Below are 629 nucleotides of genomic sequence, written 5' to 3' on the forward strand. Positions count from 1 at the left end.
CGCCGGCTCCGCGCCCGCCGGCTCCGCGCCCGCCGGCTCCGCGCTGGCGGTTCGCGTGCCCTCGGCGCTGGCGGGGAGCACGGTGACGGCCCTGGCGGCGAAGTCCACCTGGTGGTGACCGATGGTGACGAGCGGGCCGTGCTCGGCGGGGGTGGCGCGGCGGCCGACCGCCCGAATTCGGGCGAGCAGCTCCTCGACGGAGAACGGTTTCGTCACGTAGTCGTCGGCGCCCGCGTCCAGCGCCGCGATCTTGTCGGGGCCGGACGTGCGGCCGGACAGGACGATGATGGGGACACGGGTCCAGCCGCGCAGGCCGCGGATGACGTCGATGCCGTCCATGTCGGGCAGCCCGAGGTCGAGGATCACGATGTCCGGCGGGTGGCCGGCGGCCTCGGCGAGGGCGTGCGCGCCGTCGGCGGCCGTGCGGACCTCGTGGCCGCGGCTGCGCAGATTGATCCGCATCGCGCGCAACAGCTGCGGCTCGTCCTCGACGATCAGGATGCGCCCCATCAGCTCCCCTTCGTCACCACGCCCGACAGCCCCGGCCCGCCCGACAGCCCCGGCCCGCCCGACAGCCCCGGCCCGCCCGACAGCCCTGACCGGCCCGCCGGGCGCGGACGGGTTGCCCG

The 629-nt window shown here is 76.8% G+C and carries 1 protein-coding gene; it reads right to left on the reverse strand.

Annotation, left to right across the window (positions count from 1 at the left end; all coding sequences use genetic code 11):
- Positions 1-510: response regulator transcription factor (locus tag MXD58_RS24510; protein ID WP_250610026.1), on the reverse strand; the 510-nt coding region annotated here is incomplete at its 3' end.
- Positions 511-629 lie beyond the last annotated feature (119 nt).

Origin of the sequence: Frankia sp. AgKG'84/4 (genome assembly GCF_023242965.2) — a bacterium.
GTDB lineage: Bacteria > Actinomycetota > Actinomycetes > Frankiales > Frankiaceae > Frankia.